The organism is Staphylococcus nepalensis (assembly GCF_014635045.1).
GTDB lineage: Bacteria > Bacillota > Bacilli > Staphylococcales > Staphylococcaceae > Staphylococcus > Staphylococcus nepalensis.
The window spans coordinates 214734-229240 of record NZ_BMCF01000002.1 but is presented as its reverse complement, the minus strand read 5'-3'; the positions used below and the strand labels follow the sequence as shown (position 1 = coordinate 229240).

Annotated in this window: 13 protein-coding genes and 1 other RNA gene; 2 read left to right on the top strand and 12 right to left on the bottom strand. The window is 33.5% G+C overall.

The features are described from left to right. Window positions 1-54: 54 nt before the first annotated feature. Window positions 55-1686, bottom strand: a complete 1632-nt coding sequence (gene sal(E) / locus IEU88_RS04160; RefSeq protein WP_103372670.1) for an ABC-F type ribosomal protection protein Sal(E) — start codon at window positions 1684-1686, stop codon at window positions 55-57. Window positions 1687-1973: 287 nt separating this feature from the next. Here sal(E) and IEU88_RS04155 point away from each other — a divergent pair, with 287 nt between their 5' ends. After that, window positions 1974-2975, top strand: a complete 1002-nt coding sequence (locus IEU88_RS04155; protein ID WP_096809340.1) for an LLM class flavin-dependent oxidoreductase — start codon at window positions 1974-1976, stop codon at window positions 2973-2975. A 202-nt stretch (window positions 2976-3177) separates the two neighbouring features. Here IEU88_RS04155 and IEU88_RS04150 read toward each other — a convergent pair whose 3' ends face one another. The 3 genes from IEU88_RS04150 to cymR all read right to left on the bottom strand — a co-directional run bounded on the left by IEU88_RS04150 (window position 3178) and on the right by cymR (window position 4126). Then, entirely contained in the window at window positions 3178-3354 is a 177-nt protein-coding gene (locus tag IEU88_RS04150; protein ID WP_170006813.1) for a hypothetical protein, read from the bottom strand. A 36-nt stretch (window positions 3355-3390) separates the two neighbouring features. Then, a complete protein-coding gene (locus tag IEU88_RS04145) occupies window positions 3391-3573 on the bottom strand; it encodes a CsbD family protein (RefSeq protein WP_096809338.1) in 183 nt (60 codons plus the stop codon). Window positions 3574-3706: 133 nt separating this feature from the next. Beyond that, a complete protein-coding gene (gene cymR / locus IEU88_RS04140) occupies window positions 3707-4126 on the bottom strand; it encodes a cysteine metabolism transcriptional regulator CymR (protein WP_096809336.1) in 420 nt (139 codons plus the stop codon). Window positions 4127-4212: 86 nt separating this feature from the next. Here cymR and IEU88_RS04135 point away from each other — a divergent pair, with 86 nt between their 5' ends. Next, entirely contained in the window at window positions 4213-5493 is a 1281-nt protein-coding gene (locus tag IEU88_RS04135; RefSeq protein WP_170006942.1) for a replication-associated recombination protein A, read from the top strand. A 78-nt stretch (window positions 5494-5571) separates the two neighbouring features. Here IEU88_RS04135 and IEU88_RS04130 read toward each other — a convergent pair whose 3' ends face one another. The 8 genes from IEU88_RS04130 to IEU88_RS04095 all read right to left on the bottom strand — a co-directional run bounded on the left by IEU88_RS04130 (window position 5572) and on the right by IEU88_RS04095 (window position 14497). After that, window positions 5572-6342, bottom strand: a complete 771-nt coding sequence (locus IEU88_RS04130) for a tRNA threonylcarbamoyladenosine dehydratase (RefSeq protein WP_096809333.1) — start codon at window positions 6340-6342, stop codon at window positions 5572-5574. A gap of 163 nt (window positions 6343-6505) precedes the next feature. Beyond that, window positions 6506-6696: non-coding RNA, 6S RNA (gene ssrS, locus IEU88_RS04125), on the bottom strand. A gap of 65 nt (window positions 6697-6761) precedes the next feature. Continuing rightward, the gene (gene aspS / locus IEU88_RS04120; protein ID WP_096809332.1) at window positions 6762-8528 is read right to left on the bottom strand and encodes an aspartate--tRNA ligase; all 1767 of its coding nucleotides are present in this window, start codon (window positions 8526-8528) and stop codon (window positions 6762-6764) included. Window positions 8529-8540: 12 nt separating this feature from the next. Next, window positions 8541-9803, bottom strand: a complete 1263-nt coding sequence (gene hisS / locus IEU88_RS04115; RefSeq protein WP_096809330.1) for a histidine--tRNA ligase — start codon at window positions 9801-9803, stop codon at window positions 8541-8543. 334 nt (window positions 9804-10137) lie between these two features. Next, entirely contained in the window at window positions 10138-11013 is an 876-nt protein-coding gene (locus IEU88_RS04110; protein ID WP_096823791.1) for an N-acetylmuramoyl-L-alanine amidase family protein, read from the bottom strand. Beyond that, window positions 11010-11462: a D-aminoacyl-tRNA deacylase gene (dtd, locus tag IEU88_RS04105; protein WP_096809326.1), complete on the bottom strand. Its 453-nt coding sequence runs from the start codon at window positions 11460-11462 to the stop codon at window positions 11010-11012. Before dtd ends, IEU88_RS04110 begins: the two co-directional genes overlap by 4 nt. Before the next feature lie 13 nt (window positions 11463-11475). Continuing rightward, window positions 11476-13665: a RelA/SpoT family protein gene (locus IEU88_RS04100; RefSeq protein WP_103373277.1), complete on the bottom strand. Its 2190-nt coding sequence runs from the start codon at window positions 13663-13665 to the stop codon at window positions 11476-11478. Between the two features lie 313 nt (window positions 13666-13978). Further along, window positions 13979-14497, bottom strand: a complete 519-nt coding sequence (locus IEU88_RS04095; protein WP_103373278.1) for an adenine phosphoribosyltransferase — start codon at window positions 14495-14497, stop codon at window positions 13979-13981. Between the last annotated feature and the right edge of the window lie 10 nt (window positions 14498-14507).

The window sequence follows — 14507 nt, the reverse complement described above, 5'->3', positions numbered from 1 at the left end:
CACTCCTTACAATTTTATCAATGTTCCAATGATAGCACCAACTCACTAAATTTTCTAGTTGTCTGTTTCAAAATGACCATTTTCATCTATAAATTTATATTCACCTAGTAACTTAAGGGTTTCATCTAAGTTTGATTCACGCGTATGAGTTAAGGATACATTATAAAGTTGTTGATTTTTTATTTCCCAATGTACAGCTTTAAATTGAGATTGTAAATATGAATCATGTGTAACAATCAATACTTGACCGGTAAAACTTTGAATCATACTTAAAATTAAATCTTGAGTTACAATATCAAAATAGTTCGTAGGCTCATCCAATACTAATAAATTAGCACCTGAAAAATATAATAATACAAATTGTAAACGACTTTTTTCCCCCATAGACAAATAGCGAATTGGTTTTTTGATTTGATCCTTATCAAAATTAAATGAAGCAAGTAATGTCTGCGCTTGGCTACGCGTTATGTTAGTTCTTACTAACAACATTGATAATGGAGATTCTGCTTCATTTAGATTGTTATTTGTCTGATCAAAGTAACCTATCTTTAACGATGGCGTAATCTCTATAATACCTTCGTCTGGTGATAAATGCTGTCTAATCAAAGCGATGAAAAGCGATTTACCACTTCCATTTGGACCAGTAAGTAATATATTTTCATTTTGTTTCATTTCAAAATGAGCGTGTTTATATATAGCTTGTCCATCAATATTAACGCTAACATCTTCAAAACGAATTAAGAAACGTTTAGGAAGGCTAGTCTGATGACTAAAGTAATATGACTTTGTTTCTTTACTCGGTTCTTGAATATATTTTTCTTGTAATTTTTGGTTTAATTGTTTTTCCTTCACCTTTGCCCTTTGCGCTAATTTGCTCAACTTTTTCTGTTCAATCGGATTACGTACACTTGCTTTTTGCTGAGCAGAATGATGCCATGTTTGTACGCGTTTGATCGTACGTTCGAGGTCTTGTATTTCTTTTTGTTGTTTATTATATATACGTTGTTCTGTTTGACTTTCTAAATCTTTTATCTCTTTGTATTGCTTATAATTGCCATTAAATTTTCTTGTACTTTCGGGTGTTATTTCTATAACATGACTCGCGGTCTGATCTATAAATCCTCTATGATGCGACACATATATGATTGTGCGTTTTGATTGTTGTATATGGTTAATCAATTGGTCTATCATTTCTTGGTCTAAATGATTGGTTGGTTCGTCCAGCAATATCAATGGTTTGTTTGAAATAAATGCTCTCAATAAAGCAAGCCTAGTTTGTTGGCCGCCGCTTAATACTTTAATTGGTTTGTCAAGATCTGCTTCCGTTAGAGCCATTTGCTTCGCTTTAGTTATAATGGTTTGTTCAAATTCATAGCCATTTAAAGCGATATAATCTGAAACTTTTTCATAGTTATCCATTAACGCTTGTTTTAAATGAAACAATTCTGTGTTTAAGCTTATTACATAGTCTATCCCCGTCATGTTTCCAAAGGTAGTCATGTTTTGGTCCATCAAATAAGTATCTTCTTTATACTTATTATTTAATGCTTTTAATAAAGTCGTTTTCCCAACGCCATTATTACCAATCACAGCAATATGTTCACCCTTTTCAAATTGTAAATCCACTGACTGAATCAGTGTTTTTCCAAACATTTCAAAAGGTTTTTGGGCAAAATAAAAAGACATATCATTTCCCTCTTTCTTAGGAGATATGACACGCCATAATAAATGAAACACCATACATGTGAGGTGTTAATATTTTAATTTACGTATTAAGACATACTCATATCCCATATATTTTCTCTGATTTAATAAATTGTTTTGGTTGTTCCTTATGAGATTTATCCATTGTCTTAATAAGACCACCTAACTTTTTAATTTCATATAGTATACCAGTGAGCAACTTCTTACGCAAGTTTTAATTCAACTGTTATACTTCAATATATTAATAATCATAAGGAGGAAACTGTATAATGAGCAATATAAAATTATCTGCACTTAACCTGGTTCCTGTAAGAGAAGGTCAAACGGACCAAGATGCGATTCATGACATGGTCAAATTAGCACAAAACTTAGAAGAATTAGAATATGAACGTTATTGGATTGCAGAACATCATAACGCGCCAAATCTTGTTAGTTCCGCGACTGCGTTATTAATACAACACGCATTAGAGCATACCTCAAAAATCAGAGTAGGTTCTGGTGGCATCATGTTACCTAATCATGCACCGCTTGTTGTTGCAGAGCAATTTGGTACTATGGAAACTGTTTTTCCAAATAGAGTTGACCTTGGGTTAGGTAGAGCACCTGGGACGGATATGATGACGGCAAGTGCACTTCGTAGAGATCAGCATAACGGTGTATATGAATTTCCTGAAGAAGTGGAACAACTTGCAACTTATTTTGGCCCAGCTAATCAACAAGCTTACGTCCGCGCTTATCCAGCAGTTGGAAAAAATGTGCCCCTATATATATTAGGTTCTTCTACTGATTCTGCTCATTTAGCTGCTCGTAAAGGTTTACCATATGTATTCGCAGGACATTTTGCACCACAACAAATGAAGGAAGCAATAGCTATTTATAAAGAGCTATTCGAACCATCAGCGTTTTTAAGTGAACCATATGTCATTGTATGTTTAAATGCTATTGTTGCTGATACAGATGCTCAAGCTGAATACCTTGCAACTACTCAGGCTCAAGTGATGGTAAGTATTACTCGAGGAAGAATGCAGCCAGTACAACCTCCTACAGATGACTTGAGAGGTCTGCTAACACCTACAGAATACGAAATAGCAAAACAACGCATGCAAAGCTCACTTATTGGATCAGAAGAAACTGTGAAAAGTAAATTACAAGCTTTTATTGATGAATATGGCGATATTGATGAACTGATGGCAATCAGCTATATCTATGATCAAAAAGCACAGCTAGACTCTTATAACAAATTAAAAAATGTGGTATCCACTTTTAATTGAACTTAAATACAAGCGTGGTTGATTAGTAAGAACGAATAGCAAAACGCAAGTGCTGAAATACATGCGTAAAAACTTGATATAAATACATTTACTTTGTAGTTATCTATTATTTCAAATATAAAATGAGCCTGGGATATCCATTGATATCCCAGGCTCATTTTATATTTAGATGAATAAGTTTAAACAACGATAAAGATAAAAATTATTTTTTATCTTTTTTGTCGTCTTTTTTATCATTTTTTTTATCGTCTTCACTGCCACCAGTGAATTTATCGATTTGTTCAGATGCTTGTTTTGCTTTTTCGTTATCAGTATCTTTTAATTTATCAGAAACATTTTTTGCAGTTTCCTTTGCTTTATTTAAAAAATCTCCAGCCATAGTAAAACCACCTTATTTAGTATTAGTTAATGATTATTATTTTTTGAATTTATCAATAACATCATTTGCTTTTTCTTTTGCATTTTCTACTGCTTCTTTAGCTTTACCAGAAGTTTTATCTTCTTTGCCTTCTTTTTCTAAATTTTTATCATCGGTAACATTACCAACTGTTTCTTTCACATTTCCTTTTGCTTGTTCAAATTTATTTTCGTCTGCCATAAATAATACCTCCTTAGCAATGTATATATTAAATACCACATTACTGAAAGCATAAACATTTAAAGCAAAATTATTTAAAATTTCACAATAAAATCATAGGAAATACTTTAATAAAGATGATTTTTAAAATAATTTAAATATAGAACATATAACCATCTAAATTATTTGTATCATTGTAATCTGCTAAATATTGTAGCGTTGTATTATCTAAAACTTCTCTTACTGCATCTCTCATTCTAATCCAAAGTTGTTTCTGTGCAGGAGGTTCAGAATCAATGCTTTCTACAAATGTAATAGGTCCTTCTAATAAACGAATAATATCGCCAGCAGTAATTTCTTCAGCTGACACTCTTAATTGATAACCGCCTTTTGCACCACGAACACTTCGAATTAAACCAGCATTTCTTAATGGACCGACAAGTTGCTCTAGATAAAGATCACTTAAGTTATTTTCTTCTGCTATAGATTTTAATGAAACGCATCCTTGGCCTTGCTTTTTAGCTAAAGATATCATTAATGTTAATCCATATCTTCCTTTTGTTGATATTTTCATTATATAACCTCACTTAATTCGAATACTATATATTAACATTCTATCATTTTTTACGTTAAGATAATATTAGAAAGGTGTGAAAGATTGTGACGAACGAACCACTCGCTTCAAGAATGAGACCAAATACGATTGATGAAATTATTTCACAAGATCATTTAGTTGGTACTAAAGGCATTATTCGACGAATGGTAGAAACTAAAAGATTATCCTCTATGATTTTTTACGGTCCTCCTGGGATCGGCAAGACAAGTATTGCCAAAGCGATTTCAGGAAGTACTCAATTTAAATTTCGCCAACTAAATGCTGTTACAAATACTAAAAAAGATATGCAACTGATTGTTGAAGAAGCTAAAATGTCCGGGCAAGTCATTTTATTGCTAGATGAAATTCATCGGTTAGATAAAGCGAAACAAGATTTCTTACTGCCCCATCTTGAGAATGGCAAAATTGTATTAATTGGTGCTACTACTTCTAATCCCTATCATGCTATCAACCCAGCAATTCGTTCAAGAGCTCAAATTTTTGAGTTATATCCATTAAATGAAGACGATGTTAAATTATCTTTAGAAAGAGCGTTAAATGACGAGGAACGAGGTTTAGCTTCATTTAATCCAATAATTGATAAAGATGCGATGAATTATTTTACAACTCAAAGTCAAGGCGACGTGAGAAGTGCTCTAAACGCTTTAGAATTAGCTGTGCTCAGTTCTGAAGTAACAGATAACCAAAGACATATTACTTTAGAAGATGCTAAAGATTGTTTACAAAAGGGCGCATTCGTCAGTGATAAAGATGGGGATATGCATTATGACGTAATGAGTGCATTTCAAAAATCAATTAGAGGTAGTGACGTTAATGCAGCTTTACACTATTTAGCTCGATTAATTGAAGCTGGTGACTTACCTACAATTGTTAGGAGATTGTTGGTTATCAGTTATGAAGACGTCGGATTGGCTTCGCCAGGTGCTGGCCAACGTACTTTAGCAGCAATTGAATCTGCCGAACGACTTGGTTTTCCTGAAGCAAGGATCCCATTAAGTCAAGCTGTTATTGAATTATGTTTATCACCTAAGTCTAATTCAGGTATTACTGCCATTGATGCAGCATTATCAGACATTCGTAAAGGACATGTAGGACAAATTCCTGATTATTTAAAAGATGGTCATTATTCAGGTGCCAAAGAACTCGGAAGAGCTATAGGTTATAAATATCCTCATAATTATGAGAATGGATTCATATCTCAACAATATTTACCCGATAAGCTAAAAAACAAAATTTATTATACACCAAAAATGACTTCTAAAACGGAACAACAATTTAAAACTATATTTGAAAATATTAATAAAGCACAACAGAAAAACAAATAATCCTAATGCCACATCATTATTTCATCAAAAAAAGTCCTTAAAGCTTACACAATAAAGTGAAAAGCTTTAAGGTCTTTTTTATTTTTTATCTTTGATACGTGTAACTGGTATGTCTTTTAAAATGTCATTAATTACATAACTTGCACAAATTAATCCTACCGCACTAGGAACAAATGCATTGGATGACGGAGGCATTTGGGCTTTCCTTGTTGGCGCGTTGGCATCTCCTACTGTTTCTTTAACATCTTCTCTAATGACAATTGGGCTTTCATCTGAAAACACTACAGGGACGCCTTTATAAACACCTAATTTTTTCAATTTACGACGTATCAATTTGGCCATAGGATCCATATAAGTTTTGGATATATCTGCAATTTGAAAACGTGTTGGGTCTGTTTTATTTGCTGCACCCATACTTGAGATAACTGAAATACCTCTATCAAGGCATTCTTTCATTAAATGAACCTTGTAAATAAGTGTGTCACTCGCGTCTATAAAATAATCAATATTATAGTTGTTAAATAAAGCCTCGTATGTTTCTTCCGTGTAAAACATATGTAGCGAAGTGACTTTACAGTCTGGATTAATTAACTTGATACGTTCTTCCATTAATGTCACTTTACTTTGACCAATCGTAGATGTGAGCGCATGTAATTGACGATTCACGTTTGTGATATCCACATCGTCTTTGTCGATTAAAATAATATGTCCTATATTCGTACGTGCTAATGCTTCAGCTGCGAAAGAACCGACACCACCAACGCCTAAAACAACAACTGTTTTCTGCTTTAATAAATCTAATCCTTCTTGACCATAGGCCAATTCATTTCTCGAAAATTGATGTTTCATCTCTAAACTCCTTATTAAACAAATACTATTATTATTATATTATAACACTATACTTTTTATATTTTAAAAGCACTTTATAAACCAAACATTAACATGTATGGATTTACAGCGGCTTATCAACTTTATTATAAAAAAATACGCAAGACCGAAGTCTTGCGTACCGATAGAGTCCGTGAGTGCCGTAGTTATAAATTGCTTGATCATTCGGCCTGCTATTAACAGGTGGGTGCCCTGTTTCTTGTTTTGCAAGTCCTCCTTAAGAGGCGTGTGCGCTGCAAGAAAACCTATTGGGCTCCCGGATCAAAGAGTGTTAGGCCCAAATATGAAGCAAACTTACGAACACTACAGATGACTACCTTATGCAAGTATCATAACATAATATTTGGATTTAGCAAGAATTAAAACTTGGTCCATAAAAATTAATGTCTAATTCTTAATGATAATTCTTCTAATTGACTTTCAGAGACTTCACTAGGCGCGTTTGTTAATAAACACGTCGCAGAAGCTGTTTTAGGGAACGCGATTGTATCACGTAAATTTGTGCGACCTGTCAACAACATCACTAAACGGTCTAATCCTAATGCAATACCGCCATGTGGTGGCGCACCATATTTAAATGCATCTAATAAGAAACCAAACTGCTCTCTAGCTTGTTCTTCAGTAAATCCTAATACTTCAAACATTTTTGATTGTAAATCAGCATTATGGATTCTAATAGATCCTCCACCTAATTCATAACCATTTAGCACAATGTCGTATGCATTCGCTTGAGCATTTTCAGGTTCATTATCTAATTTTTCAATATCTTCTTGTTTGGGAGCAGTAAATGGATGATGTGCTGCTGTATAACGTTTCAAGTCTTCATCATATTCAAGTAAAGGCCAGTCTGTTACCCATAAGAAGTTTAATTTACTTTCATCAATCAAATCTAATTCTTTAGCTAATTTCAATCTTAAAGCGCCTAAACTTTGAGCAACAACACTTGGTTTATCTGCTACAAATAATACTAAATCTCCTGAATTTGCACCAGTTAATGATTTTAGTTTATCAACATGTTCTGGTTCAAAGAATTTAGCTATAGGGCCATTTAAACCTTCATCAACCACTTTAACCCATGCTAACCCCTTAGCACCGTAAATATTGACAAATTCAGTTAACGCGTCGATATCTTTTCTAGTATAATTGTCAGAAGCACCTTCTGCCACAATTGCTTTTACTTGGCCATTATTATTCACTGCATCTTTGAAGACTTTGAAATCCATCATTTCACCAAGTTCTGAAACATTTATTAATTCCATACCAAAGCGTGTATCTGGTTTATCTGAACCAAAACGATCCATTGCTTCATTATAAGTCATTCTTGGGAATGGACGTGGTACTTCAACATTTTTAACATCTTTGACTACTTTTTGTAACATTTCTTCGCCTGTACCCATCACATCTTCTTGGTCAACGAAACTCATTTCAATATCAACTTGGGTGAATTCTGGTTGACGGTCAGCACGTAAGTCTTCATCACGGAAACATTTTACAATTTGGTAATACTTATCAAAACCACTAATCATTAACAATTGTTTAAATATTTGTGGTGATTGTGGCAAAGCATAAAATTCACCTTCATGTACGCGTGAGGGCACTAAATAGTCACGTGCGCCTTCTGGCGTTGATTTTGTCAACACTGGCGTTTCAATATCATAAAAGCCTTCAGCATCTAAATATTGTCTAATGGCACGTGTTGTTTGGTGCCTCATTTTAAAAGTTTGTGCTAATTCTTGACGTCTTAAATCGAGATATCTGTATTTTAATCTAATATTTTCATCTACATTTTGATTTTCTTCATTTAATGCGAACGGAGGCGTTTCAGCTTTATTTATAATTTGTATATCAGAAATTTGGACTTCTACTTGTCCTGTTGCAATCTTTGGATTAACTGTTTGTGGATCACGTTTTTTCACAATACCTTTAACTTCTACCACATATTCAGATCTGATCGTTTCAGCTGTTTGTAAAGCTTCTTTTGAAAAATCTGGGTTAAATACGATTTGTACATAACCTTCGCGGTCACGAAGGTCTACGAAGATAAGGCCACCTAAATCTCTACGGTTGTGTACCCAACCTTTCAATATAACTTCTTGTTCTAATAGTGATTCAGTAACTAAACCACAATAAGTTGTTCGTTTACTCATGCTATCTTCTCCTTAGTTTTTAAAATAATTAACAAGTTTACTTAACTCAATCAGGTCTGATTCACCAGATTGCATATCTTTAACATTTATTTTGTTATCTTCTAATTCTTGATCTCCGATAACTACCGTGTATTTAGCATTTAATCTATCAGCCTGTTTCATTTGACCTTTAACTTTACGCTCCATATAATCTTTATCGGCTTTGACACCATCCCTGCGTAAATCATTTAAAATTTTCACTGCGTATCGATCAGCTTCTTCTCCCATTGTGACGATAAACAAATCAAACTCATGTCCCATATCCAAATCAATGCCTTCTTCTTCTAAAGCAAGTAAGAGTCTTTCAATACTTAACGCAAAACCAATACCAGTTTGACTAGGACCATCAAGTAATTCTAATAATCCGTTATATCGGCCGCCACCACATAATGTAGTAATAGCGCCATCATAATTAGGGTTATCAATCATGAGCTCAAACGCTGTGTGTGTATAATAATCTAATCCTCTTACTAAGTTAGGGTCTTCTTCATATTTAATACCTAAATCGTCTAAATGTTGTTTCACTTCTGCAAAATACGCTTTTGAATCTTCATTTAAGTATTCTGTTATACGTGGCGCTGTTTTAACAGCTTCTTTATCTTTATCAACTTTACAATCTAAAATTCTCATTGGATTAGTGTGTAAGCGTGCTTGGCAATCTTTACAAAAATCTTCTATTACCGGTTCAAAATGTTTTACCAAAGCATTGTTATATTCTTTACGAGAATCAATATCACCAATACTATTGATAACCAATTTCAAATGTTTAAGTCCAAAGGATTGATAAATGTGCATGACCATTGCTAATATTTCAGCATCAATACTAGGATGCTCTGCGCCTATGGCTTCAACACCAAATTGGGTAAATTGGCGATAGCGCCCTTTTTGTTTTCGTTCATAACGGAACATCGGCCCGTTATAATATAACTTTACTGGTTGATTAGGTAAGCCTTGCATTTTATTTTCAATGTAAGAACGTACAACAGCAGCAGTCCCTTCTGGACGTAATGTAATACTGCGATCGCCTTTATCTTTAAAAGTATACATTTCTTTTTGAACGACATCAGTGGAATCACCGACACCCCGTGCAAATAATTCTGTACTTTCAAAAATTGGTGTACGAATTTCTTCATAATTATATAATTCCATTAATTGGTCTAATCGTGCTTCTATATATCGCCATTTTTTTGTTTCTTCTGGTAAAATATCTTGTGTTCCTCTAGGAATATTTATCATAAAATCTCTCCTTTTATACAATAAAAAAACCCTTGTATGACCTTAACAGTCATACAAGGGACGAATCTCCGTGTTGCCACCCTAATTGGTTATATATATAGCTATCTATAACCCACTTTATACGAATAACGTTCGTCACACGGCTTTATCTTCATAAAACACCTCTTCTTGTGTTCTAATTTCTAAATTACTAAGCATAATTTTCCAGCCTCGAATTATGTCTCTACGCATTAGCAAATGCTGTCTCTTCATCTAGAATAGTCAAGAATGATATCGGTTTTAATATAGAATTCATATCTAATAATAACGAGTTATCGATTAATATGCAACCTTTTTATTCTGAAAAGTATGCACTTAAACCATCAACAACTGCTTGTTCTACAATATGACGATGCAATTGATTCGTTATCATATTTTCATCGGTGGGGTTACTGATATAGCCTAACTCTAATAAAACAGCTGGTACATCCGTCTGTCTCAATACTTGGAAATTTTCTTGTCTAGCACCTTTATTTGTTAATAAAGCTTTCTTTTGTATGTAAGCATTCAATGTTTCGGCTAGTACTTTTTGATTATCTTTAAACCAATATACTGTAGTGCCATTGGCTTTAGAAGATTTTAAAGAATCGTTGTGTATACTGATATAGGCATCGCCTTTAATATTACGGTCATCTAAGCTAACATAGGTATCTGAGCTTCTCGTCATATTTACGGTCGCACCTTCTTTTTCTAAAAGTGTTTTGAGTTCTTTCGCTGTTTTCAAAGTATACACTTTCTCAGTACTATGCTTTTTGGTATTACTTGATGCTCCCTGATCACTACCTCCGTGACCAGGGTCAAGTACAATTGTTTTATCTTTTAAAGGGTTAGCGTTAGGATCTGCATCTGCTTGAATATCAAGATTAGTGTGCCAACCCGCTACCCAACCTTTATCTTTATGATTACTTGATTCTACTTCAATCCATTTACCAGATTTCCCAATTTTATTAAAATTTTGTCCTTGATCAACTGATTTTATCGCAGGATACACTGCATTAGGGCCTGTTCTTAAATCAGTATCTTCTGTAACATAAATCGAACTAGATTCTTCGTCATTATGATTTAAAAAAGCAATAATCATAAAAATAAAAATGACAAACGCTACCATAACAATGAGTGTCGGCAAATTCTTCAAATTATGTTTTTCTAACCAAGTATTGACTGTTTTCATACGATTTTGCCATCCTGACTTTCATATATAATCGTCACTGGTCCATCGTTGGCAATATTAACAAGCATGTCTGTTCCAAATTCACCAGTTAATACATTAATACCGTATGCGCGTATCGCGTCATTCAGCTTTTCATAAAATTCATTTGCTTTATCGGGAGGCATTGAATTTGTAAAGCCTGGTCTATTTCCTTTTTTTACATCAGCATAAAGTGTAAATTGCGAGATAGAAAGGACTTCGCCTTGTACTTGCTGTAGGTTGAGATTAAGTTTGCCATCTTCATCTTCAAATAGACGTGCGTTCACGATTTTTTTCGCTAATACATCGATATCCGCTTCAGTTGATGATTTGCCTACGCCTACTAACAAGCAATAACCCTTGTTTATCTTATTTTCGATAGATCCATTTGAAACAGATGCTTGTTTCACTCTTTGAACAACTACTTTCATGTATGTTTCACCTCTAATTCCAAACTCTTGTTACTGTATAAACATCTCCAAGTTGTTTAATTTTATCTACAACTTGATAAACTTCATTTACATTTTTCACCATTACGCCGATATTAATGACTGCATTTTTGTCAATATCTGAACGTCCAGAAACTTTCACTAAATTGCTTTTTGTCGAATTAACTGCTTGTAATACTTCGTTTAGTAACCCATTTCTATCGTAAGCAGTAACTTCTAAATCAACCTGGTAACGTTGCGTTGCATCTTTCGAACGTACCCATTCGACACTAATCAATCTTTCTTTTTCGTTTTTGATATTGGGACAATCTGTGCGATGCACCTTAATACCGTGCCCTTTAGTGATATAACCAACAATATCATCGCCAGGTATTGGATTACAACATTTTGACAATTTAATTAATACGTTTTCGATGCCTTCAACATATACACCGCTATCTGTAGTAATATCATTTTTAATCGGAACTGACTTTTGAACTTCTTGAACAGAATTTAATGCTTTTTGTTTATCTTGTATACGCTGTTTTTCAGTTAACTTATTAACGATTTGTAGTGCTGTTACACCGCCAAACCCAACTGCTGCAAATAAATCGTCTTCATTAGAAAAATTATATTTATCTTTGACCACTTCAATATTATCATCAGTCAAAACAGCATCCATTCTATAACCTTGGTCTTTTATTTCTGCTTCAACCATAAATTTACCTTTTTCAATATTAGAAGAACGATCTTGTTTTTTAAAGAAACTACGAATTTTACTCTTAGCGCTCGAAGATTTAACAATTTTCAGCCAATCACGACTTGGCCCATAGGAATGTTTGCTCGTTCTAATCTCAACAATATCGCCTGTTTGCAAAACGTAATCAATTGGTTCAATTTTTCCATTTACTTTAGCACCAATCATCTTATTTCCTACTTCACTATGTACAGCATAAGCAAAATCAATTGGGACAGCGCCATATGGTAATTCAATTACATCACTTTCTGGAGTAAAAGCGTATACTTTATCACTTTGCAAATCAAATTTTAAAGTTTCCATAAACTCTTCTGCATCTGTTGTAGTACTATCTGTTTCTGCTAATTCTTTAATCCAATTTAATTTTTTATTGAAATTTTGTGTTTTTTCAGTAACTTTTTTGCCTTCTTTGTACGCCCAATGTGCTGCAACCCCGTGTTCTGCAATTTCATGCATTTCAAAAGTTCTAATCTGAATTTCTAGAGGATCACCATTAGGGCCAACAACAGTAGTATGTAAGGATTGATACATGTTTTGTTTCGGCATTGCAATATAATCTTTAAACCTTCCAGGCATTGGTTTCCATAACGTATGTACGAGTCCTAAAACGGCATAGCAATCATTAATCGAATTTACAATAATTCTAATGGCTAATAAATCAAATATTTGATCGAATTGTTTCTTTTGTTTAACCATTTTTCTATAAATACTATAAATATGTTTAGGTCGCCCGTTTATATCTCCGATTATTTGCATTTTTTCCATCTCATCATCTATCCGATTAATGGCATTTTGTATATAATCTTCTCTTTCACTGCGCTTTTTTTTCATGAGATTAACGATACGGAAATATTGCACGCTATCTATATATCTAAGCGCAGTATCTTCTAGCTCCCATTTGATTGTATTAATCCCTAATCTGTGAGCTAAAGGCGCGTAGATTTCTAGCGTTTCTTTAGATATTCTTATTTGTTTTTCCCGTGGCATCGCTTTTAATGTTCTCATATTATGTAAGCGATCTGCTAATTTAACAAGGATAACACGAACGTCTTTTGCAATAGCTATAAACAGTTTACGGTGATTTTCAGCTTGTTGTTCTTCCTTAGAGCGATATTTAACTTTTTTAAGCTTAGTAACGCCTTCTACGATTACCGCAATTTCTTCGTTAAACATCCCTTTTACATCATCAAACGTATAAGGCGTGTCCTCAATAACGTCATGTAAAAAGCCTGCTACGATGGTTGGGCCATCTAAATGCATTTCAGTTAATATGCCAGCAACTTGAATGGGATGCATAATATATGGTAAACCGTTTTTTCGAAATTGACCTTCATGTGCCTCATAAGCTAGATGGTAACTTTTCAATACATATTCATATTCTTCCTTTGATAAATATGATTTTGCTTTGGATAATACTTCGTCCACACTGTATGGATATTCATTGTTCACTTAAGACACCCCTATACTAAATATTAATCGCTATTACATACCCAGTATTATTTTTATATCGATTGTAACGTATTTTTACGCTATTAGGTCAAATTATGTATAATAGTTATATAATACTACATGTTATTAAATAAATAAATGAGTACAGATAACAATTAGAAAAATGTAGCTAAATTTCAATTTTTTAATGCAAATAAAATATATTTTAATATAATACTTTATTAAGATTATTTCAATGTATATAAAAAACCAAATGAATCCACATCCAATGCGCTCATTTGGCTTTTTAAACTTATTCATTTATATATGAGATTTATTCGTCGTAAGATATTAAACTCATGACATCGTAATCTTTAATTTTTTCAATACCTTTTAAATATTTCAATTCTATAATAAAAGCAATACCTACAACAATACCACCTAATTGTTCAACTAATTTAATTGCTGCCTCTATTGTGCCACCAGTTGCTAATAAATCGTCTGTTATTAAAACGCGTTGTCCCGGTTTAATTGCGTCTCTATGCATTGTTAGTACATTAGTACCATATTCTAAGTTATATTCATAACGAATCACTTCTCTTGGAAGTTTGCCTTCTTTTCTAACTGGCGCAAATCCAATCCCCATTGAATACGCTACAGGACAGCCAATGATAAAACCTCTCGCTTCTGGCCCAACCACAACATCTACATCTCTTTGTTTTGCATACTCCACAATTTGATCTGTAGCATAGCCATAAGCTTCACCATTGTCCATTATAGTAGTAATATCTTTGAAGTTAACACCTGGTTGCGGCCAGTCTGAAACCTCAGATACATATTGTTTTAAATCCATTCAAACTTCC

What these genes read in the sequence shown, in the direction of transcription:
- IEU88_RS04155 (WP_096809340.1), top strand. Translation starts at nt 1,974, where the DNA reads ATGAGCAATATAAAATTATCTGCACTTAACCTGGTTCCTGTAAGAGAA.
- IEU88_RS04150 (WP_170006813.1), bottom strand. Translation starts at nt 3,354, where the DNA reads ATGGCTGGAGATTTTTTAAATAAAGCAAAGGAAACTGCAAAAAATGTT.
- IEU88_RS04145 (WP_096809338.1), bottom strand. Translation starts at nt 3,573, where the DNA reads ATGGCAGACGAAAATAAATTTGAACAAGCAAAAGGAAATGTGAAAGAA.
- cymR (WP_096809336.1), bottom strand. Translation starts at nt 4,126, where the DNA reads ATGAAAATATCAACAAAAGGAAGATATGGATTAACATTAATGATATCT.
- IEU88_RS04130 (WP_096809333.1), bottom strand. Translation starts at nt 6,342, where the DNA reads ATGAAACATCAATTTTCGAGAAATGAATTGGCCTATGGTCAAGAAGGA.
- aspS (WP_096809332.1), bottom strand. Translation starts at nt 8,528, where the DNA reads ATGAGTAAACGAACAACTTATTGTGGTTTAGTTACTGAATCACTATTA.
- hisS (WP_096809330.1), bottom strand. Translation starts at nt 9,803, where the DNA reads ATGATAAATATTCCTAGAGGAACACAAGATATTTTACCAGAAGAAACA.
- IEU88_RS04110 (WP_096823791.1), bottom strand. Translation starts at nt 11,013, where the DNA reads ATGAAAACAGTCAATACTTGGTTAGAAAAACATAATTTGAAGAATTTG.
- dtd (WP_096809326.1), bottom strand. Translation starts at nt 11,462, where the DNA reads ATGAAAGTAGTTGTTCAAAGAGTGAAACAAGCATCTGTTTCAAATGGA.
- IEU88_RS04095 (WP_103373278.1), bottom strand. Translation starts at nt 14,497, where the DNA reads ATGGATTTAAAACAATATGTATCTGAGGTTTCAGACTGGCCGCAACCA.